We start from the raw sequence: 20,443 nt of genomic DNA on the forward strand, positions 1-20,443 counted from the left end.
AGTTGTTGATTTAGATTTTAATGATGCCGTTAACAAGATTTTAGGAGAGATTGTTGGATATTTATCGTTCTGGGATACGACCTGTTTTATTTTCCGGGTTAAACGTCGATCCGGAGTGGGCGCACCATCAAACCCTACAACTATTGAGTTGGCTCGATCGCACTTCTGTTAACCCGGTTTCGAGTTGGATTGAATCAACAATTCGGTCTTCTTTTTCAGGGTTTGATCCCCGTCTGACTCAAACGTTATGGGGTTTGGAGTTTACGAATCCCATCGGTTTGGGAGCGGGATTTGATAAAGATGGAGTCGCCGCCGGCATTTGGCAAAGTTTGGGGTTTGGTTTTGCTGAGTTGGGAACGGTGACTTTTCATCCTCAACCGGGTAATCCTCAACCCCGATTATTTCGTTTGTTGTCTGACCAAGCGGTTTTAAATCGTATGGGGTTTAATAATCTAGGGGCAAAAGCCCTCGCGACTCGTCTACAAAGTCGAGAAACCCGCAGACCGATTTCTATTCCCATTGGAATTAATTTGGGGAAATCAAAAATCACTCCTTTAGAAGAGGCTGAATCCGACTATTTAGGCAGTTTTCGAGAGCTAAAAGGTTGCGGTGACTACTTTGTGGTTAATGTCTCCTCTCCCAATACGCCGGGATTGCGATCGCTACAAGATTCTGAACAACTTAGCAAAATTCTGCACAGTTTGCAACAGGAAAATGAAGGGGAAAAACCCCTACTGGTGAAAATTGCACCGGATTTAGAAAATGAGGCAATTTGTGATATTATAGAATTGGCAGGTACTTATCAATTGGCGGGAATTATTGCCACAAATACCACGATTAGCCGGGAGGGTTTAACCACTCAAAAAATAGCCAAAACCGGAAAATTTGTTAGCGAAGAAGCCGGGGGAATCAGCGGAAAACCCCTACAAAAACGTTCAACCGAAGTGATTCGTTTGATTTGGCAAAAAACTCGGGGACAGTTACCGATTATTGGTGTGGGTGGAATATTTACGGCGCTCGATGCTTGGGAAAAAATTACCGCCGGCGCCAGTTTAGTTCAAGTTTATACCGGTTGGGTGTATGAAGGGCCGGGAATGATTCGCAATCTTTCAACCGGGCTATTACAAAAGTTAGAAGAACAAGGACTCGAATCGATTTCGCAAGCGGTGGGTTTGGCAAACAAAACTGAGGAATTAAAACCCCTAAATTAAAACCCTAAAATTAAAACCCCTAAATTAAAACCCTAAAATCAACAAACCGGTCAGGGTAAATAAAACAATATTAACCCAAGGAATAAAACTAATATAAATCGCCGGCTTGGTGGCGCGAATTTTATACAAACTCCAGGCTAAAGCAATACAAAATGCGGCTACAATCGGAAAAGTCGCCATTGAATAAAACAAAGTTTTGGTGAGAATCGAATGAAAACCCGTCTCAACATTGGCGTTTAACAAGTCTTCCGGTTCGGAAGCCAACTCAAAACCCAAGGAAAAAATAGCCCCCATTAAAGCCGGATAGAGAGCCGCCAAATACACTCCAGCATTGGTAATGATAACGACTTTTGGTTTAAACATAAACGATGTAGCCGTGTGGCCAGCGCAATCACTAAATTAATGTATCATTAATAGGGCGCTTGTTCACTGCTGTTCGCCCCCACAATAAAATTAATCAACCGGAATCAGATGAAAAGGGGAAGTGATTTTTTTAGCCCGAATGGTCAGTCAAACCACTGTAGATGAATAAGACCGCTCAGAAGTAGGATAGAGATGAGTACAAAATCCTTTTTATTTGGGATTATTTTATTAGGGTTGGGTGTGGGAAATCTTGGCTCGACTCTACACAGCAGTTATGCTGATAATACACCTGCGGAGGGATTTATCGCTCTGGGAACGGAACCGTTTTGGAATGTGAAAGTTACTGGGGATGAAATTGTCTTCTCATCACCAACAATCGATGAGCAAAAATACCCCTATAGCGAACCGATGACCGGATTGGGACGTCCAGCAGATGTCGTTCGAGTCTACCCGCTTCAGGGGAACCCGAACGGTTTTTTAATTTTAAAACAGGACAAGAGTTGTAGTGATGGAATGTCTGATAATGTCTACCCCTATAGTGCCACAGTCATTCGCGGAAGTGAGGTGTTAGAAGGGTGTGCGAAAAAAAGATGAGGTCATCGAGTTTAACCCTCGGACGAACAAGTAAAGTTTCTTAAAAATTTACATTAAGAAGACTGCCCCTTAGAATTATAATAATCTAGGGCAGTTTTCAGCTTTTGCTGACCCCAACCTTTCGTTCTTGTTCACCTTTTAACGACTTTGTGTAAATGAAGATTAACTCAACTGAAACATCGTGCAAGTTCAAACCCGGACAGGTGATTTTGCTGAAAAACTTCCAAGATATTGGGGTAATTGAAAATGCGCCGACTTTAAAGATTGATGATGATGTTGAGATTTTGATAACAATTAAGTATATTATTTATACCGAAAGTCATATAGAAATCGGATTTTCATCGGTGGAAGTTTCCTATGTGAGCAATATGCCTTATCTGCTCTTGAAAACGGTTTTTATTGATAATGAAACAGAAAATTGTACGGTAGATTGTGCTTATATTAAAGATTATATTTCCGAAGCTCAAGAGGTGGAATCGGCGATGAAGGTTGATGTTTTTGTGATCGAGTAAATTCTTGATTTCATCAAAGTTCGCGAGTCTTGAATGTTTATTTTAGATCGACTTTTAATCATTCTGTCAACCCAATGATTAAATTTATATCGGTTTTTAATGGGATATCAAGTTATAATGGAAAATTCTATATACTGTTTATTGTTATATATTTTTTCCAAATCTAACAATTTTTATTTTTATCGGGAACCGATAGTTATGCTGGCGTAGTCTAAAAACAAGACCTTGAATAAAAAAATGAACGGCTATGAAATCCCTTAAATATTTGATTTTAGTTTTACTGCTAATGACTGCTAATTCTTGTGCGAGTTTTGCTCAACAACCCGCCAGACAACCCCTTCAAAAACCGAATCCTGTTGCTCAAAATACCAACAACAATCAATTTTCGGGATATTGTTTTAGTTTAGAAAATGATACTTTGTCTTCAGTTGCTCGGATTTATATTGAAAAAGAAAATCAAGTCACGGGTCATGTAAACGCGACTATTCATAACGAACAAGAGGGATATTATAGTTCTTATTTTCAAACCTTAAACGGCACAAAACAAGGTAATAATTTAAAGCTAAATATCACGACAAAAATCGAACTCGATACCCAAAAAACTCAAGAAAATTGGCGCTTAGAAGGTGATTCTCTTAACACCGGGAGAGAGGTTTATCAAAGAGTTCCCTGTCTGGTTTCGAGAATTCGTTTTTCGCGAGGTGCGGACTCGGCGACGGTAGAAAATTCGGTGGTTCGAGGGAGTCGGGATGTTTATTTACTGGATGCAAAAGGGGGTCAAAAAATGGACGTTAATATTAGTTCTTTAGAAAAAAATGCGGTTTTTGATATCATGGCTCCCAACGGAGAAATACTCAATTCTGAAGAAACGCAGTCTAGTTTAACTTTACCCGCAACCGGTCGTTATGAGATTATTGTCGGGGGAACTCGGGGAAATGCGAGTTATAAATTAAATGTGAAAATTAGATAGGATTAGATTTTCAATACCAATCAAAAAAGACAGGTATCAATCCTGTCTTCCTTTGCTATAATATGGAAACTAAGCGAAAATCTTAGTCATTTTGTGCTGGGGTTTAGTAACCGCCAGAACGACCACCTCGACGACCGCCTCCATTAAAAGAACCTCTGCTGTTATTATTATTTTCGCGAGGTTTGGCTTTATTAACTTTGAGGTCGCGTCCCATCCATTCCGCACCGTCGAGTTCTTCGATAGCGGCGGTTTCTTCGGCATCTGTATCCATTTCTACAAACGCAAAGCCGCGAGGACGACCAGTTTCTCGGTCAGTGGGGATATGCACCCGCTTAACCGAACCGTAGTCTGTAAAAACAGACTTGAGATCATCTTCTGTAACCTCGTAGGCAAGATTACCGATATATACTGACATATGTTACCTCCATCAATTCAGAGACTTGTAGAGATAGAACGTTCGGAGGCAAGCTTGGAAAAAATGAAGCAGAACGAAACTGTCAACACTGAAAACAAAAACTGCAACCGATACCTATACTCAACTCTGAGTATAACACAAGTTTCTGATTGATCAAGCGATCGATTTGACTAAATTTAAGGAACTCAATGGCGGTGTGAAAGCAAGCCGAGAGCAATTGTTAAAAATTGTGGACAGGTTGGGGGGATGAGCGGAGCAGAGGACTAAACTAAAAAGTTCAGTTGAACCCGAGAAAGAACACTCTTTACGCCTATGTCGAACTCAACCGTACAAAATACTCAATCTACTGGGAGAGTTACTGATAGCACTCATTACCAAATTGTGATTATTGGGGGAGGTGCCGGAGGGATAACCGTTGCTTCTCAATTACTCAAAAAAGATTCCTCTCTAAACATTGCCATTATTGAACCCTCAGAACAACATTATTATCAACCGGCTTGGACGTTGGTGGGTGCGGGTGCTTTTGCATTAGAAGATACAATCAGAAACGAAAAAGATTGTATTCCTCAAAGTGCGACTTGGATAAAAGCTTATGCAGAAACTTTTGAACCCGAAAATAATATTGTTATCACCCGAGACGGGAAAAGAATTCACTATGATTATCTCGTAGTTTGTCCGGGAATTCAAATTAATTGGCATGAAGTGGAAGGATTACCGGAAGCTTTGGGGAAAGGGGGAGTTACCAGCAATTATTCTAAAGACTATGCGCCTTACACTTGGGAATTGTTGAAAAAGTTTTCGGGGGGAACGGCAATTTTCACCTATCCCGCAACTCCGATTAAATGTGGAGGTGCGCCCCAAAAAATTATGTATTTAGCCGATGATACTTTCCGCAAAAATGGGGTTAGAAATAAATCTAAAGTGATTTACTGTTCGGCGGGTGCTTCGATGTTTCCGGTGGCGGATTATTGCGAATCCCTCGATAAAATTGTAGAGCGACGGGAGATTGATGTCAAGTTTAAACACAATCTCAAACAAATTAAACCGGACAGCAAAGAAGCGATTTTTGAGGTGACAACAGATACGGGTGTGGAACGGGTGAGTTTGAAGTATGATTTTATTCACGTCGCCCCACCAATGAGCGCCCCAGATTTTATTAAAAATAGTCTTTTGGCGGCGAGTTCGGGTTGGGTTGATGTGGATAAAAACACCTTACAACACAATCGCTATCCGAATATTTTTAGTTTGGGCGATGCGTCTTCTTTACCCACTTCTCGCACGGCTGCGGCAATTCGTAAACAGGCGCCGGTTGTAGTCGAAAATCTTTATTCGCTGGTTAGTTCTCAATCCTTAAAAGGTAGTTATGGCGGTTATACTTGTTGTCCTTTGGTAACAGGATATGGTAAAACCATTATGGCAGAATTTGACTATGAAAATAAGCCTAAATCGAGTTTTCCAATGAATCCCGCCGAAGAACGATATAGTATGTGGTTAGTTAAGCGCCATTTGTTACCCTGGTTGTATTGGAACCGGATGTTAAAAGGAGCGAGTTTTGAGGGCGATTTGCTGAAGTTTTTGCAGAAAAAATAAATCCGTTCATGGGAAGTAAAAACCCGGTTTTTTGACCTCTCCCTCTAACCCCCTCTTGATCCCCCCTTGCCCCCCTTAAAAAGGGGGGTGGGGTGAGGGGAAAGTGATAGGAAATAGAAAGCAGGTTTTTTGACCTCTCCGCCTAATATGCGACTAATCAATGATTGTGATGTAGGGGCGGGTTCAGCTAGAATCTTGACTACTACTGCGAGATTTATATAAACCCGCCCCGCCCCCACCAACAGAATTAATCAACCGGACATGATTTGACCTCTCCCCCTAACCCCCTCTTGATCCCCCCTTGCCCCCCTTAAAAAGGGGGGTGGGGTGAGGGGAAAGTGATAGGAAATAGAAAGCAGGTTTTTTGACCTCTCCGCCTAATATGCGACTAATCAATGATTGTGATGTAGGGGCGGGTTCAGCTAGAATCTTGACTACTACTGCGAGATTTATATAAACCCGCCCCGCCCCCACCAACAGAATTAATCAACCGGACATGATTTGACCTCTCCCCCTAACCCCCTCTTGATCCCCCCTTGCCCCCCTTAAAAAGGGGGGTGGGGTGAGGGGAAAGTGATAGGAAATAGAAAGCAGGTTTTTCAGAAAAACCGGGTTTTTGGAGGGTAAGATTAGGTGATAACAGTCGGTTCTTTGCGACCGGTTATTGACTGAATTTGAGCAATTTCATCGGCGATGGAAATCAAATCACTCAACGCCTCTTGGGGATCTAAATCCTGTTTACTTCCATCCGGTTCATAACTTTCTAAATACAGCCGCAAGGTGGCGCCTTTCGTTCCCGTTCCCGACAGGCGGAAAATAATCCGAGAACCGTCGGTAAACCCAATCCGAACCCCTTGATTTTTAGAAACACTATTGTCAACCGGATCGGTATAACTAAAATCGTCCGCATATTCGACCTCATAACGTCCGAAAGTCTTACCTTTCATCTCGCCCAAACCGGAACGCAAACGATCCATTAATGTATTCGCCGGATCGGTTTCGACTTCTTCGTAGTCGTGGCGAGAATAATAGTTTCGTCCGTAAGTTTTCCAGTGTTCTTTAACAATATTCTCAACGGATTCTCCCCGAACTGCGAGAATATTTAACCAGAATAAAACCGCCCACAAACCATCTTTTTCGCGGATATGATTTGAACCGGTTCCGAAGCTTTCTTCGCCGCAAAGTGTCGCTTTTCCAGCATCAAGTAAATTGCCGAAAAACTTCCAACCGGTGGGCGTTTCATAACAATCAATTCCCAGTTTTTCCGCTACGCGATCGGCCGCTTGAGACGTCGGCATCGAACGGGCAACCCCCGCCAAACCGTCTTTATAACCGGGGACTAAATGAGCATTCGCTGTTAATACCGCCAAACTATCGCTCGGAGTAACAAAAAAGTTCCGCCCTAAAATCATATTGCGATCGCCATCGCCGTCGGAAGCCGCCCCAAAATCCGGCGCATTTTCACCAAACAAAACTTCAACTAAATCATGAGCATAAACCAAGTTTGGATCGGGATGTCCGCCGCCAAAATCTTCCAAAGGTTCTCCGTTTTGAACGGTTCCTTCCGGCGCTCCCAAACGCTTCTCAAAAATTGCTTTGGCATAAGGCCCGGTAACGGCATGGAGCGAGTCCATACACATCTTAAAATTGCCGGAAGTTAGCAGTTGGCGAATTTTGTCAAAATCAAATAAAGACTCCATTAATGACCTGTAAGGTTGCACAGAATCCATGACTTCAACCGCCATGCTACCGAGTTTAAAACTGCCCGGACTTTCTAAGTTAATATCGGCAGCTTCTAAGATTTTGTAAGCGTCAATAACTTTGGTGCGTTGATAAATAGCCTCGGTGACTTTTTCCGGTGCCGGCCCGCCATTGCTGGTATTAAATTTAACGCCAAAATCTCCGTTGGGGCCACCCGGGTTGTGACTCGCCGAGAGAATAATCCCCCCCAAGGCGTTATTTTTGCGGATAATACAAGAAGCAGCCGGCGTCGAGAGGATACCCCCACAGCCGACTAATACCTGACCCACGCCGTTAGCGGCGGCCATTTTAAGAATAGTTTGAATGGCTTGACGGTTGTAGTAGCGACCATCTCCCCCAACGACCAGCGTTTGACCTTCTAGGCCTTCTTGCGTGTCGAAGATAGATTGAATAAAGTTTTCTAGATAATGGGGTTTTTGAAAATCAGGAACCGCTTTTCTTAGCCCAGATGTTCCGGGCTTTTGGTCAGAAAAGGGTTGAGTTGAGACCGTGCGTATATTCATACCAATTTTACAGCAGGAACTTCTGCCCACATTGTATCGGTAATATTCCCCTTTTCTTCAACTTTTCTATCTTGGGAGTGATAGGGAAGAGGCAACAGGCAACAGGCAACAGGCAAAAGGCAAGAGGTAGACGAGTGTTTCTAGGAGTGAATTTGAGAGGTTTATTATGGTGTATAACAGAGAGAGTTGAGAATTTTTGAGCTAAGTAATTTTATGAGCATTTATGAGTTCGGTAATTTTCGGTTTCACCAATTTCTGGAAAAAGCGGGTTGTAAACTGAATATCGCCTCTTATTTTAAGCCATAGCGTAGAGAACTTTTGAAAAGTCGCATTTGGCTAAAGCCGAACTTTGGATGTAGAAGAAAAGCGATCCGCTTTCAATTAGTGAAATTTTTAATAGCAGTGTATCAAAGGGATCTTCTTCTTCAGAGAAACCAACACGAGGGTCGTCGGAAAAATAACAACTGTATCCGCCCATTTGCAGAGGACAAAACCATCCATCATTATCCAAAATTTTTAAATAGGCATCGGTAAATTCCTCGTATAAATCCTCCAATTCAAACGGAACGGCTTCACCAATTTGGGGGAGAAGAAGTTTGTAAGCACTGTCATCTTCCAAGCAAATTGGCGCATATTTTTTAGTCCATCGAATCGCGGAACATTTCGTTATCTCTAGTTCTGTCGTCTCAAACCAATATTTTTCGGGCAAAAAATCAAAATCCGTTATCAAGTTTTCTGCGTTTAGATCGGGTTCGGGAAAGTAAATAACCCTCCAGTTTGATTGCGGATAATTCAATTCGCAATAATAATTAGAAAAGCCATAAGAATCATTATCGGCAATGTAAAATTGCAAAATTCCTCGTGTGGGAAAGCCTTCGAGATAGGGAACTTCGGCGAAATTAATTTGTGCGAGTAGAAGCAGATATTCTCCGTCTGAAGTTTGAGGATAATCAAATCCTTTGGGTAGATAAGGAAATCCTCCCGGACTTTTTTCTCGACCTGCAAATTTACTTTGCCACCAAGTTAGATTTTCATCGGGGGTGAGATTGAGGGAAAGGTAGGGTTTAATTGTCGCTTCTATGCGATCGCGATAACGTTCTAAAATCGCCGGCAAATCTTCCTTTATCTTATCATTTGACATAGAAAAATTTCCCTCATTATTTGGTTGTTATTGCTTCATTTTTCGTTTTAATTGTTCTAATTCGTCTTCGGTTTCCCAACGTTTAAATTCTTGTTCTAACGGGTCTGCTGCGGCGCTAAAACTGTTATAATTGGGTGTCTGAGTCCAGGCTTTTGTTTCCCACTGTTGTTGCTCTTTGGCTTGAGTTTGGGCGCGTGCTTTAACGGCTTCTGCGGCTTTGGCGCTCACTTCTTGGCGGCGCTGTTTGATTTGTTGATAAAGTTCTTTAGACTGTTCGATGCGCTGTTTGACGCCCTGCATTTGTCCCCAACGTTGGTTTCCCTGACGCAATAATACCGCTTCTCTTTCTCGGGCGGGTTGGGCGAGGTCTTCTCGGTTGGCGGCTTCGGCTTTGGCGATGCGTTCGTGCCAGCGTTGAATGTCTTGGGCGATGGTTAAAATTTGTTCTTGTAAGCTTTTTTCTTGACGTTGAAGATCGGCAATTAAACGCAATGTATCTTCTTGTTGTTCCCGAAGTTGTTCTTCTAAAGCTTGCAATTCTAGATGAGGATTTGCCCGTAAAAATTCCTCTAATCTTGTTTCTAAAAATCGACTAAAATCATCAAATAAACCCATAACTTTTCATTCCTAATTAAACTTAAAATATCTCTAGGGGCGGGTTTATTAAAATTGTCTACGGGATGAATAAATCTATGTGAACCCGCCCCTACTCACTTCCTCAACCCAACCTACTTTCTAACCCCTCCTTTCAAAGGGGGGCAGGGGGGATAAAAACCCCCCGTTAAAACTGCTGTCCGACATAGATGGTGAGAACTTCACCATTTCGACGGATAACCGCTTCTTGGTTAACCACTTCTACCAACGTCCAACCGCTGGCCGCAATACTTTCGCCGACGTAGACCCGACGGGCGACCCCGTTGACTTCAAACAACGCCGCCGATCGCTCGCCGAGTTCTAAAATACCCACTAATGTATGAATACTTCCCTGAGAAGGGCTTGTAGTGGCTGCTGCGGTTTCACTGGGTTGTTCTTCGGCAACCGGTGCGGGTTCAGCGGGTGCGGGTGCGGGGGCGGGTGCGGGTGCGCTGGCGGGAGTCGGAATGGATACCGAACTCATTGCCTGTTGTTGTGCGGGTTGGGGTTGGGGTTCTTCGGCTTGTTGTGTGGGTGAGGGTTGGGCTTGAGGCTCGGGTTGGGGGGTGGCTTGTGCTTGTTGTGTGGGTTGGGGTGAGGGTTGGGGAGTTTGAGCGGTTTGAGTTGGAGGGGCTGAAAGGGTTCCGGAAGTTTGTCCGCCGGGGGTGGGAGGGCTAACTTGGGGTTGGGCGGCTTGCTGTTGGGCGGCTTGCTGTTGGGCGGCTTGCTGTTGTAACGTCTGCATCACCTGGTTGGACAGCCTCGCCGTGCGATCGGAAGCGTCTTGAATGGACTCCGCCACGCGGTTTATAGCCGCAATTAGATTATTGGTTTCGGCGCCAAGGGGTGTATTGGGTGTATTAGTATTGGGAACGGGAACCGGGGGCAAATTCTCAACCGGAGGCGTCACCGGAAAGGGCGGTAACAGGGGAATAGTTTCCGAGGCGCCCTGTTGTTGAATGGTAGCGAGGGAACGTTCGATGTAGTCGGCGAATTTGATATCGGCTTGGGTTTTGGCGGTTAACGGTTTATCTGCCGGCACTGCGACGGGTGCGGGGGCGAATAACCGATTAATTCCTCCCCGGGTTGCCACCCACAATGATAAGGTAATCAGCAAAGATGCAAAGGCCGTCCCCAGTAAAATGCGATCGAAGGACTGGTCTTTTCCGGCGCTGGCATCCCGCAGTTTAACATCGGTGTCGATCGCCCCATCGTCTGCATCCCGACGCGCCAAGGGGGGTAGAATAATTTGAGGAACTTTTATTGATTTGAGGGAGATGAACTCGGGTTCTACCGGTTCACTGGGCAGTTTAGCGCCTCCATCGAGAACTCGTTCGACGTCCTCAAATAGATCGTCCATCAGTTGATCCGCATAAATTTCTACGGATGCGGGATCTTTCAAGAGTTGCTCATCTGACAGTGCTGGCGTTTTCTGGTTCATTGTTGTTGTGTCTTGAGGCATTAGTCTGCACTCCCCCTCACGTTCGTTTGACCTCTGTTGTTGAAAATTATAAATGATTCGCTATTGATTTTACTAGCAAATTCCTTTACAGTCACGGATTACCCGTTTCCGCCTCACCCGCCAAAAGCCAATTTTGCAATAGATAGTAATATGGCCGCAGATTGGGTCTGCGTCCATACATTGGGGATGAAGAAGTCAGTAGGTAATGGTTCATCCTTAAATTGCCCCTAATTTGTGTTAGGTACGATGTTAACCAATCAGACAAGCGGGGCGATTAATATTCGTTTTCGTAAGGTTCATTTCCTAAACCTTCATTCTCGTAAGACTCATTTCCGAAACCTTCGTCTTGGTAAGGTTCATTTCCTAAACCTTCGTCTTGGTAAGGTTCATTTCCGAAACCTTCGTCTTGGTAAGGTTCATTTCCTAAACCTTCGTCTTGGTAAGGTTCATTTCCGAAACCTTCGTTTTCGTAAGGTTCATTTCCATAACCTTCGTTTTCGTAAGGTTCATTTGCGAAACCTTCGTCTTCGTAATCGGTGTATATCCCGGTTTCTGCATCAAAACTATCGTCTGATTCAAAGATACTTTCGTCGTCCATACTGATGAATGTATCCCAGGTTTCATTGTCAACAATACCATCCGGCGACGACAGACCATAATCGGTTTGAAAGGCTTCTACTGCGTCTTGAGTGGCTGTATCGTAAGTTCCGGTTATGCCATAGCTATTATCGTAATATCCCAGTTCATCTAAGAAGATTTGCAAATCTTGAACAGCCGGACCCGTCGCGCCATAGGTTAGGTTTGGAACTTCATATCCATACTCGTCAAATCGTCCATCAACTACCACCGCCTGTGATCGCGCTGGCGTTCCTAGAAGAAATACCGGAGAAAAAGCGATGACAGTACCTAAAGTTGCCATGCCGGATTTGAAGAATTTCTTAATCATAACTTAAACCTCTGTTCAACAAGATTATCGTTGTTTTTCAGCAATCTATTTGCTTATTTATTATTATTATAGTTACAGAAAATCAAGGGTTTGATATCTTCCTATGGTCATAAAATTGAGTTAACAAAATCAGCAATTAATAGCAAAAATAATCGGGCTGAACTCACCTAGAGTTATAAACCAATCGATATAGACAAGGTTGCCCAAATGTTATAGATTCCAGTTTCAGTATCGACACTAATACTCTCTATTTCCCCAATTTTAACTCGACAATACTGATTCTTTTCCTGACTTCAACGCTTTTGGTAAATTTCAGAATGAGTTAGAATTCTAGCTAAGTTTTCTCAAACATCTGTCTTGTACATCAAATTTAAATTCGTTTTAGATAATGATTACAATTATCAATAATTAAAATAATTTTTTCTTAAGGATTGTCAAAAACACTTTTTTTTGCTAATAATTATGAAATACTATTCATATATTGATAACCGGAGAAACTTGTCAATGAATACCAAGCTAGAATCTCAAGGCTGTTGTAGTTGCCATCACAATCACAGTCACGAACACAACCACAGTCATTCCGAAGCCTTTGACCTCAAAAAAGAACTTCTTCCCATTCTTGCGGTTGTGTTGCTGTTGGTTATCGGGTTAATTTTTCTCGAAGAACTGCAAGCAACACCCTATTCTATTGGCGAGTATCTGGTTTTTATTACCGCCTATTTGTTGAGCGGTTGGACGGTTCTCACCAAGGCGGGGAGAAACATTTTACGGGGTCGAATTTTTGACGAAAACTTCCTAATGACTATCGCTACATTGGGAGCAATTGCGATACATGAACTCCCCGAAGCGGTTGGCGTTATGCTATTTTATCAAGTGGGGGAATTGTTTCAAGATTTAGCGGTTAGTCGTTCCCGACGTTCGATTCAATCTCTGTTAGAAATTCGTCCCGATACCGCCAATTTAAAAGTGAAGGGTTCGGTTCAACAAGTTCGTCCAGAGACCGTTAAAATCGGGGATATTATTCTCGTTAAACCCGGTGAAAAAATACCCTTGGACGGGGAAATTATCGAGGGAAATTCTCAAGTTGATACCTCAGCTTTAACTGGTGAACCCGTACCCCGCAGCGTTAAAGTCGGAGAAACGGTATTAGCGGGAATGATTAACAAAACCGGAGTTTTAACCGTAAAAGTCAGCAAAAACTTTGGTGAATCTTCGATTGCCAAAATTTTGAATTTAGTTGAAAATGCCAGCAGCAAAAAAGCCAAAACGGAGAAATTTATTACTCGGTTTGCTCAATATTATACCCCGGTTGTTGTATTTTTGTCTCTGGCTGTTGCGCTTTTACCGCCTCTATTTATTCCCGGTGCAACATCGGAAGAATGGGTTTATCGGGCTTTAATTTTATTGGTGATTTCTTGTCCTTGCGGGTTGGTGATTAGTATTCCCCTCGGTTATTTTGGCGGAATTGGAGGGGCGGCTAAAAATGGGATTTTGGTGAAAGGGGCGACGTTTTTAGATACGTTAACTGCGGTGAAAACCGTTGTTTTTGATAAAACCGGAACGTTAACCGAAGGGGTATTTAAAGTCAGTGAAATTGTTCCGAAAAATGGTTATAATCAAAGGGAATTGCTCGCGTTAGCGGCTCTAGCCGAATCTCATTCCAATCATCCGGTTGCCCAGTCTATTCGAGAAGCTTATGGTCAAGAAATAGACGATAAAAATGTTAGCGACTATCAAGAAATAGCAGGTCATGGAATTAAAGCAAAAGTCAACAATCAGGTTGTTTTAGCGGGAAATGATCGCCTTTTGCATCGAGAAAATATTAACCATGATACTTGTCAAGTTGCGGGAACGGTGGTTCATTTAGCGGTTGATGGAAACTATTGCGGTTATATTATGATTGCCGATGAAATGAAAGAAGATGCAAATCGGGCAATTTCTAGCTTGAAAAAAATCGGCATTGAACAAACAATAATGCTGACGGGAGATAACAAAAAAGTTGCTCAGTCTGTGGCGGAAAAGTTGGGTTTAGACCGCTATTTTGCCGAACTATTACCGGAAGACAAAGTAGACTCTTTTGAAGAAATTCTCCACAAAACGGGAACAAAAAATAAAGTGGCTTTTGTGGGCGATGGTATTAACGACGCTCCCGTTATCGCGAGGGCGGATGTGGGGATAGCAATGGGCGGACTGGGTTCGGATGCGGCGATAGAAACCGCAGATATTGTAATTATGACCGATGCGCCTTCTAAAGTTGCTGAAGCGATTAAAATTGGCAGAAAAACCCATAAAATTGTTTGGCAAAATATTGGGTTTGCGTTGGGGGTGAAGGGGTTATTTATTCTGTTGGGTATGATTGGAATTGCGACATTGTGGGAAGCGGTTTTTGCAGATGTTGGCGTGGCGTTATTGGCAATTTTAAATGCGAGTCGCGTGTTACGAACTTAACCCAAACTTAAACTCAAAACCCGAAAAACCCGGTTGTTCCTTAACTTCAACTAAAAATCTTAAAAACCCGGTTTCGCAGAAGAAACTGGGTTTTTGATGTCGAGACGGGAACGGTTAACCGTAATCAACACTTATCGAAACGATTTAAAATAATAAAATTAGGAGGAAAGTAAAATTTAGAAAAGGTGCTAAAATATGTCTCAGTTAATCCTGCTGCGTCACGGTCAAAGCCTGTGGAATGCTAGCAATAGATTTACAGGTTGGGTAGATGTTCCCCTCAGCGAAAGAGGACGAGCAGAAGCAACCATAGCCTCTTGTAAACTGAGAAACTATCGCGTGCAGGTTTGTTTTACCAGTATGTTAATGCGGGCGTTAGAAACTGCGGTGATTTGTTTAACCGAATGCGATGAAATTTGTGAGGGTAAAATTCCCATTATCAAACATAACGCAGATGACCCCCAATGGCACGGTTGGGATCAATATGGAGGAGATGCAAATGATGAATTACCCATTATTCCCAGTGCGGCTTTAGATGAACGCTACTATGGAAATTTACAGGGACTCAACAAAGCAGAAACCGCCGAAAAATTTGGTTTAGATAAAGTTTATCTGTGGCGGCGTTCTTTTTCCGAACGCCCTCCGGGTGGAGAAAGTTTAGAAGATACAATGAACCGCACGTTACCCTTTTTTAAAGATAGAATTCTCGCCCATCTCAAAAGCGGAGATCATGTGTTAGTTTCCGCTCACGGGAATTCTTTACGTTCAATTGTCATGTATCTTGATAATCTCGCACCCGAAGACATTCCCGAATTAGAACTGAAAACGGGCGTACCCATTGTTTACGAAATTGATGCAGACGGTCAAGTTCAAAGTAAAGTCATTCTCAACGATTAAAACTTATAGCAGTGTGCGGGATTGATAAACGAAAAGCCAAAAATCCGGTTGATTTAACAATACACATCGCCAAGAGCGAGGAAGCAGTAGAAAAAACCGGGTTTTTTAGTCTCTACTGTACTTCATTCAACGGAAAACTGCTCTGATAAAAACTCCCGATTTTTTAGGAAAAGTGAAACTCGTTTCTCTCGGGGGAATTAGTTAGCCTGTCCCGAAATTGATAAATTATAGGAATGCTGACCCTGTTCGCGATCGCCAACATAAATGTTATAAGTTCCAGAAGGAGCATAGCCCGAAAATTGTAAATTTCCGCCCGCTCCTTCCGGTAATACACAATAACGTCCGGCAGGTCCCTCGATCAACAGAGTCGGCGCCCCAGACGTCTGCACATTGATTCGCAGCAAAGGTAAATCTTCGGCAACATCAATGGTATGATTGGGAGCAGCAGCAACAAAACCACAATCTCCGCTATTGCTTTCTCCGCCCGAAGTTCCCGAAGTCGTGACAGAAGACCCCGGAGAAAGAGATTGTCGGTCAGCAAAGGCGAGATCGGCAGATCCTAAAGTCATAGCGACAGTTAGGCTAACAATGGCAAAATAGCGCAACTTCATGTTTCCGAATGTAAATAGCAACAACAGCCTTAGTTAAAATACAGACAGTAGACAACTTGACTCAGGTAAATTGGCTCTTTGAGGATGACACAGAAGTTCAGAAGATTTATTTTTTTTGACTATTTCCGTCAACAGTCTGTGCCTAAATCTTATAAAATTTTCAACTAGGGGCAGGCTTTCACAGTCACTCATTACCCTCCGGGAACGTCCGTTGCTCTTTGATGGAAACCACCAAGACCGCACTGCCTCACCAGTCAAGAGTGACCAGTGTTGTAGGGGCGGGTTCAGAATTAATTTATGTTTTCTCACAGACAACCTCTGTAAACCCGCCCCTGAGCGAATACTGATATGATATCCGGTTGATTAATGCGTGGACAACCTCTGTAAACCCGCCCCTGAGCGACTGATATGATATCCGGTTGATTAATGCGTGTTATCGGGGAGGGGCGAGTTGAAATCAATCTCGGTGTGGTCGCCCTCGATCGCAGGCGTAACCCGCCCCTACGCTTGGGATTATTGATTAGTCCGATATCATATGATAACTGATAAGCGATCCGGCGATCCGGTGTTCCGGTGTAAACACTGCTAACGGTTTAAAACTCAATTCTTTACAAACTCCTATGAATTACCAACAAGACGACAATCAGGTTAAACGCAGACTCGAGGAACTCGAAGCCGAACTCAAGCAACCTCAACCGGTCAGTAACAACACTTCAACTCCCAATTTTATCGAAACCGTCAAAACCTTCTATAATCAATTTCTGGTCTGGTTTAAAGAACTCCCCAAACTCGGACAAGCCGCAGTGGTTGTGGTTGGTTTGGCTATGGGGTTAACCCTACTGCGAACGCTGGCCGAATTAATTTCTTTGGCGATCTCTCTTGCAGTTATCGGTGTAATCGTGTACATAGGATACCAAATCTTTAAATCATCCAAATTCTCGAAATAGAGATTGCCAGATCCGTTTGAAATCAACAACCCAACTATGACCAGCCCAACAGCAAGCAGAGATGTCAGTCCATCCGATCCGTCTTGGCAAATTCAAGTCAGACAACTCCCCCTGTGGCTTCGTAGGTGTGGGGCTTGGGCTGTCGAAGTTTCCTTAGTCGTCGCCAGTGGAGTCGTCCCCTACAGCATCGGTGCTTTGTCTAACCGCACTGAAGCCGTTCCCCTTCATCCCGTCCTGAGAACCACCGGTCAGGCCATCGGTGCGACGCTAGGCTTACCCGTGCGCGATCGCAACCCCCAAGTCAGTGCGTTAACCAATTTATTTTGGTGGGGGGCGCTGTTGACTCCGACTATCGTGGGAGGATGGCAGGTTTATCTGTTGGCTACCCGGGGACAAACTCTGCCCAAGCGGTGGTTTGCTGTCCAGGTCATTCAAGCCAATTCTGTGGCGCCTCCGGGCTTGCTGCGGGCGTTTTATCGCGAAAGTGTGGGTCGTTGGGGGATTCCTTTGGGAATTGCCTATATTATTTGGCGGGTCACGGGCGCTTTTCCAAATTTGATCATTCTTACCGGTTTGTCCGGTTTGATGATACTGGCCGATGGGTTAATTGCCAAACGCCTGGCGGGTCGCGCCGGACACGATCTGTGGGCGGGAACTCGGGTCAGAGAAGTTCAGCTTCCGACCAACAACCCCTTTACCACCTACGACTGGACGAGCGATCAAGAAGCAGTCCGGGCGATCGTTTTCCGATCTGGAAAAGGCAAATTTGCGATCGATCTCTGGGCTTGGATGCGCCAACATCCGGGAATTACCCTGATCGCCGTTAGCAGCGCGAGTATGGCTGCTGTTTTGGGGACGTTTGTTGGAACTCAAGTTTATATTCAAAATCAAGCCAACCGTCGAGAATTTAAACATCAAGATAATGAAGTTTTTCTGGCGTTGGTGAGTAAATTATCGCCCAGTGCGCCCACCGATCCGGGTCAACGTCGGGGGGCAATTTTGGCTTTGGGAACGTTGAATGATTCTCGGGCTATTCCGTTATTAGTGGATTATTTGGGACAGGAAAGCAACCCTTTATTATTAGATTCCGCTCAACAGGCGCTCGTCAGCACCGGACCGGAAGCGCTGCCCTATTTGCGGCAGTTAAATCAAGCGCTGAAAAATGATTTGGACTCGATGCAATTTGGGGCAAATGCCAAGGATAAACAGTTAGTTTCTCAGCGTTTACAAGCGACTCAAAGGGCGATCGCGAAAATTTTGACCGTTCACGAAGGCAAGATTCATAACATCGATCTCAGTCGCGTTAATTTGGGTCAATCAACCACGCCTCCGACTCAATTCACCTTAATTCTTGACCAAATTGATCTTTCCGGGTTTAATTTTAGAAGTAGTATTCTCAACAATGCCAGCTTCAAAAATACCAGCTTTTACGGCCCCGGAGAAGATGGTCGTTATGAGACGTTTGATGATTGGGTTTCTGACTTGAGCGGTGCCGATTTAACCGAGGCAAATTTCACGGGTGCTTTTCTCAGCAATATTGATATGAAACGCGCCAATCTCCTGAGAGCAACGTTAAATAAAGCCGATTTATCTGAAGCGGATTTAACCGGAACAAACTTCAGCAGTGCAAAATTAATCGGCGCAAATTTAGAGCAAACAAAGCTAAATAATGCTAAATTTACGGGCGCAGATTTAGCCAATGCAGATCTTTCTGAGGCTAATATCAAAAATGCTCGTATGAATGAAATGAATGCTCAAGGTGCTTTGTTTATTGATGCCAATTTAGAAAATAGTCAGTTCCAAAATGCCGACCTTTCAGGAGCGGATTTAAAAGGAGCAAATTTGAGAAATGCTGACCTGAGTTCGACCTTATTAACCGGTGCGAATTTCAGAAATGCTAACCTAATCAATGCCAATTTACAAAATGCCGACTTGACTTTAGTGAGTTTGAGAGGGGCAAATTTAAGGGGCGCAAATTTTCAAGGGGCCGTCTTTTTTGTGAATAAACCCGAGGAAAATAATCAGGACTCATTTATCGAAAATGTGGGAATTGATAATCAATCAAATCGGATGAGAGGGGTTAATTTTTCTAAGGCTAAAAACCTCAGTTTAGAACAAATTAATTATCTCTGTAATCAAGGCGCTATTCATCCCGACTGCAAATAATAAAACACAGAGGTACAAGCCTCAGATCAATGATTGTGATGTAGGGGCGGGTTCTCCATTGATCTTGATGACCACTCCGAGATTGAGTTAAACCCGCCCCAGACCTATAACAGGCATTAATCAACCGGATATCATATCAGATTAAAACAGCGACAGATACCAACTATTGGTAAAATCAAATGTTGGGTTAGTTGTGGAGATGTTCCGAAAGAATATCTGTACAGTTAATCGGTTTATTTTTATGGGTATTGATTTCTAAAAATGGCTACTGCAAGTTGGACTCGTCGCCACATTCTGTCTCTATCTGATTTTACTCAGACGGAATACAACACAATTCTACAAACAGCTTTAAGTTTTCGACAAGTTCTTAATAGCCGTACCAAAAAAGTCCCCGCTTTACAAGGTCAAGTTGTCGCCAATTTATTTTTTGAACCTTCAACCCGCACCCGCAATAGTTTTGAACTCGCCGCCAAACGATTATCAGCCGATACGCTAAATTTTGCACCGGGAACGTCTTCTTTATCGAAGGGAGAAACGATTTTAGATACTGCAAAAACCTATTTAGCAATGGGAACCGATATGATGGTTATTCGCCACCAACAGGCGGGTGTTCCCCATGCTATTGCATCAGAAATGGATCGGTTAAATACAAAGGTTGCTGTTTTAAATGCGGGAGATGGTCAACACGAACACCCCTCACAAGCGTTGTTAGATTTATTTACGATTTGTCGGTTATTAGACCCCGATAATCCCAGAATAGAACTGTTAGAAGGGAAAAAAATTGCCATTGTTGGCGATATTTTGCATTCGAGAGTTGCCAGATCGAATATTTGGAGTTTAACCGGGATTGATGCCGAATTACATTTGGTGAGTTCTCCGACTTTATTACCCCAATATTTTCAATGTTTTGGGGAAAAAAGACCGGGGAAATTGTTCTTACATTGGGAGTTAGAACCGGCGTTAAAAGATGCCGATTTTGTGATGACATTGCGACTGCAACGGGAACGAATGACCCAGCATTTGTTACCCAGTTTAAGAGAATATCATCAATATTATGGCATTACTCGCGATCGCCTCAAACTCTGCAAACCCGATGTAAAAATATTACATCCGGGTCCGGTTAATCGGGGTGTAGAATTGAGTTCAGATTTAATGGATGATCCGCAATTTAGTTTGATTTCCCAACAAGTTACAAGCGGGGTGGCGGTGCGGATGGCGTTGTTATATTTGATTGGGGGCGGAAAACAAGAACAGTGATATCCTCCCCAGTTATAAT

18 protein-coding genes are annotated in these 20,443 nt (G+C 43.4%); 10 read left to right on the plus strand and 8 right to left on the minus strand.

All coding sequences use genetic code 11. The features are described from left to right. The first annotated feature begins 53 nt into the window (after window positions 1-53). Window positions 54-1,211: a quinone-dependent dihydroorotate dehydrogenase gene (locus ACL6C3_RS11425; RefSeq protein ID WP_413167293.1), complete on the plus strand. Its 1,158-nt coding sequence runs from the start codon at window positions 54-56 to the stop codon at window positions 1,209-1,211. Between the two features lie 24 nt (window positions 1,212-1,235). Here ACL6C3_RS11425 and ACL6C3_RS11430 read toward each other — a convergent pair whose 3' ends face one another. Then, the gene (locus ACL6C3_RS11430; RefSeq protein ID WP_413167294.1) at window positions 1,236-1,574 is read right to left on the minus strand and encodes a hypothetical protein; all 339 of its coding nucleotides are present in this window, start codon (window positions 1,572-1,574) and stop codon (window positions 1,236-1,238) included. A 192-nt stretch (window positions 1,575-1,766) separates the two neighbouring features. On the opposite strand from ACL6C3_RS11430, the gene ACL6C3_RS11435 reads away from it, so the two are divergent. From ACL6C3_RS11435 to ACL6C3_RS11445, 3 genes are all read left to right on the plus strand, one after another. Next, window positions 1,767-2,168 carry a COG3650 family protein gene (locus tag ACL6C3_RS11435; RefSeq protein WP_413167295.1) on the plus strand — a complete coding sequence of 134 codons (402 nt, stop codon included), beginning with the start codon at window positions 1,767-1,769 and terminating at the stop codon, window positions 2,166-2,168. A 155-nt stretch (window positions 2,169-2,323) separates the two neighbouring features. Further along, window positions 2,324-2,680, plus strand: coding sequence for a hypothetical protein (locus tag ACL6C3_RS11440; protein WP_413167296.1), 357 nt, complete (start codon window positions 2,324-2,326; stop codon window positions 2,678-2,680). A 247-nt stretch (window positions 2,681-2,927) separates the two neighbouring features. Beyond that, window positions 2,928-3,650, plus strand: a complete 723-nt coding sequence (locus ACL6C3_RS11445) for a hypothetical protein (protein ID WP_413167297.1) — start codon at window positions 2,928-2,930, stop codon at window positions 3,648-3,650. A 103-nt stretch (window positions 3,651-3,753) separates the two neighbouring features. Here ACL6C3_RS11445 and ACL6C3_RS11450 read toward each other — a convergent pair whose 3' ends face one another. Then, the gene (locus ACL6C3_RS11450; RefSeq protein WP_413167298.1) at window positions 3,754-4,065 is read right to left on the minus strand and encodes an RNA recognition motif domain-containing protein; all 312 of its coding nucleotides are present in this window, start codon (window positions 4,063-4,065) and stop codon (window positions 3,754-3,756) included. Between the two features lie 312 nt (window positions 4,066-4,377). Between ACL6C3_RS11450 and ACL6C3_RS11455 the strand changes: the two genes are divergently transcribed. After that, complete coding sequence (locus tag ACL6C3_RS11455) at window positions 4,378-5,655, plus strand: FAD/NAD(P)-binding oxidoreductase (protein WP_413167299.1); 1,278 nt, start codon at window positions 4,378-4,380, stop codon at window positions 5,653-5,655. A 629-nt stretch (window positions 5,656-6,284) separates the two neighbouring features. On the opposite strand, the gene ACL6C3_RS11460 is transcribed toward ACL6C3_RS11455, so the two are convergent. The 5 genes from ACL6C3_RS11460 to ACL6C3_RS11480 all read right to left on the minus strand — a co-directional run bounded on the left by ACL6C3_RS11460 (window position 6,285) and on the right by ACL6C3_RS11480 (window position 12,074). Beyond that, window positions 6,285-7,919, minus strand: a complete 1,635-nt coding sequence (locus ACL6C3_RS11460) for an alpha-D-glucose phosphate-specific phosphoglucomutase (protein WP_413167300.1) — start codon at window positions 7,917-7,919, stop codon at window positions 6,285-6,287. A 295-nt stretch (window positions 7,920-8,214) separates the two neighbouring features. Beyond that, window positions 8,215-9,060: a YwqG family protein gene (locus tag ACL6C3_RS11465; protein ID WP_413167301.1), complete on the minus strand. Its 846-nt coding sequence runs from the start codon at window positions 9,058-9,060 to the stop codon at window positions 8,215-8,217. A gap of 27 nt (window positions 9,061-9,087) precedes the next feature. After that, window positions 9,088-9,675: a TIGR04376 family protein gene (locus tag ACL6C3_RS11470; protein WP_413167302.1), complete on the minus strand. Its 588-nt coding sequence runs from the start codon at window positions 9,673-9,675 to the stop codon at window positions 9,088-9,090. Window positions 9,676-9,841: 166 nt separating this feature from the next. Further along, the gene (locus ACL6C3_RS11475; protein WP_413167303.1) at window positions 9,842-11,155 is read right to left on the minus strand and encodes a hypothetical protein; all 1,314 of its coding nucleotides are present in this window, start codon (window positions 11,153-11,155) and stop codon (window positions 9,842-9,844) included. A gap of 274 nt (window positions 11,156-11,429) precedes the next feature. Further along, window positions 11,430-12,074 carry a peptidoglycan-binding protein gene (locus ACL6C3_RS11480; protein ID WP_413167304.1) on the minus strand — a complete coding sequence of 215 codons (645 nt, stop codon included), beginning with the start codon at window positions 12,072-12,074 and terminating at the stop codon, window positions 11,430-11,432. A 531-nt stretch (window positions 12,075-12,605) separates the two neighbouring features. Between ACL6C3_RS11480 and ACL6C3_RS11485 the strand changes: the two genes are divergently transcribed. Both ACL6C3_RS11485 and ACL6C3_RS11490 read left to right on the plus strand, forming a co-directional pair. Then, window positions 12,606-14,549 (plus strand): heavy metal translocating P-type ATPase, encoded by a 1,944-nt coding sequence (locus ACL6C3_RS11485; RefSeq protein ID WP_413167305.1) that lies wholly within the window; start codon window positions 12,606-12,608, stop codon window positions 14,547-14,549. A gap of 195 nt (window positions 14,550-14,744) precedes the next feature. Beyond that, a complete protein-coding gene (locus tag ACL6C3_RS11490) occupies window positions 14,745-15,443 on the plus strand; it encodes a 2,3-bisphosphoglycerate-dependent phosphoglycerate mutase (protein ID WP_413167306.1) in 699 nt (232 codons plus the stop codon). A 197-nt stretch (window positions 15,444-15,640) separates the two neighbouring features. On the opposite strand, the gene ACL6C3_RS11495 is transcribed toward ACL6C3_RS11490, so the two are convergent. Continuing rightward, entirely contained in the window at window positions 15,641-16,012 is a 372-nt protein-coding gene (locus tag ACL6C3_RS11495) for a hypothetical protein (RefSeq protein ID WP_413167307.1), read from the minus strand. 662 nt (window positions 16,013-16,674) lie between these two features. On the opposite strand from ACL6C3_RS11495, the gene ACL6C3_RS11500 reads away from it, so the two are divergent. The 3 genes from ACL6C3_RS11500 (at window position 16,675) to ACL6C3_RS11510 (ending at window position 20,424) form a co-directional block, all read left to right on the plus strand. Further along, complete coding sequence (locus ACL6C3_RS11500; protein ID WP_413167308.1) at window positions 16,675-17,001, plus strand: hypothetical protein; 327 nt, start codon at window positions 16,675-16,677, stop codon at window positions 16,999-17,001. Between the two features lie 36 nt (window positions 17,002-17,037). After that, window positions 17,038-19,167 carry a pentapeptide repeat-containing protein gene (locus tag ACL6C3_RS11505; protein WP_413167309.1) on the plus strand — a complete coding sequence of 710 codons (2,130 nt, stop codon included), beginning with the start codon at window positions 17,038-17,040 and terminating at the stop codon, window positions 19,165-19,167. 261 nt (window positions 19,168-19,428) lie between these two features. Next, window positions 19,429-20,424 (plus strand): aspartate carbamoyltransferase catalytic subunit, encoded by a 996-nt coding sequence (locus ACL6C3_RS11510; RefSeq protein WP_413167310.1) that lies wholly within the window; start codon window positions 19,429-19,431, stop codon window positions 20,422-20,424. Window positions 20,425-20,443: the final 19 nt, after the last annotated feature.

This window comes from Capilliphycus salinus ALCB114379 (assembly GCF_047276495.1).
GTDB classification, from domain to species: Bacteria; Cyanobacteriota; Cyanobacteriia; order Cyanobacteriales; family Microcoleaceae; genus Capilliphycus; species Capilliphycus salinus.